Origin of the sequence: Variovorax atrisoli, from assembly GCF_014195185.1 — a bacterium.
GTDB lineage: Bacteria > Pseudomonadota > Gammaproteobacteria > Burkholderiales > Burkholderiaceae_C > Variovorax > Variovorax atrisoli.
Window position 1 is genome coordinate 1 of sequence record NZ_JACIBG010000029.1, and the last position, 1,200, is coordinate 1,200.

The following is a 1,200-nucleotide window of genomic DNA, read 5'->3' on the forward strand; positions in this document are numbered from 1 at the left end:
ATTACAGGTCGAGGATCTTCGCCACGACGCCCGAGCCCACGGTGCGGCCGCCTTCGCGGATGGCGAAGCGCAGGCCTTCTTCCATGGCGATCGGAGCGATCAGCTTCACGGTGATGCTGACGTTGTCGCCGGGCATGACCATTTCCTTGTCCTTGGGCAGCTCGATCGCGCCGGTCACGTCCGTCGTGCGGAAGTAGAACTGCGGACGGTAGTTGTTGAAGAACGGCGTGTGACGGCCGCCTTCGTCCTTCGACAGAACGTACACCTCAGCGGTGAAGTGCGTGTGCGGCTTGATCGAGCCGGGCTTGCACAGCACCTGGCCGCGCTCGACTTCTTCGCGCTTCGTGCCGCGCAGCAGCACGCCGACGTTGTCGCCAGCCTGGCCCTGGTCCAGCAGCTTGCGGAACATTTCCACGCCGGTGCAGGTGGTCTTGACCGTCGGGCGGATGCCCACGATTTCGATTTCTTCACCGACCTTGATCACGCCGCGCTCGACAGCGCCGGTCACCACCGTGCCGCGACCCGAGATCGAGAACACGTCTTCCACGGGCATCAGGAACGTGCCGTCCACGGCGCGCTCGGGCGTCGGGATGTACGTGTCCAGCGCTTCGGCCAGCTTCATGATCGAGCCTTCGCCGAGCTCGCCCTTGTCGCCTTCCAGGGCCAGCTTGGCCGAGCCGTGGATGATGGGGGTGTCGTCGCCGGGGAATTCGTACTTGTCGAGGAGTTCGCGCACTTCCATTTCGACCAGCTCGAGCAGTTCCTTGTCGTCGACCATGTCGCACTTGTTCAGGAACACGATGATGTAACCCACACCCACCTGGCGAGCCAGCAGGATGTGCTCGCGGGTCTGGGGCATCGGGCCGTCGGCGGCCGAGCACACCAGGATGGCGCCGTCCATCTGGGCGGCGCCGGTGATCATGTTCTTCACGTAGTCGGCGTGGCCGGGGCAGTCGACGTGTGCGTAGTGGCGATTGGCCGTCTCGTACTCGACGTGCGCGGTGTTGATCGTGATGCCGCGCGCCTTTTCTTCAGGCGCCGCGTCGATCTGGTCGTAGGCCTTGGCTTCGCCGCCGAACTTCGACGACAGCACCGTTGCGATCGCAGCCGTCAGCGTGGTCTTGCCGTGGTCGACGTGACCGATCGTGCCCACGTTCACGTGCGGCTTGGTGCGGGTGAATTTACCTTTTGCCATTTTTC

At 63.9% G+C, this 1,200-nt stretch carries 1 protein-coding gene; it reads right to left on the reverse strand.

What is annotated here, in order from left to right:
* Position 1: 1 nt before the first annotated feature.
* Positions 2 to 1,195: an elongation factor Tu gene (gene tuf / locus FHY06_RS34705; RefSeq protein WP_093210122.1), complete on the reverse strand. Its 1,194-nt coding sequence runs from the start codon at positions 1,193 to 1,195 to the stop codon at positions 2 to 4.
* Positions 1,196 to 1,200: the final 5 nt, after the last annotated feature.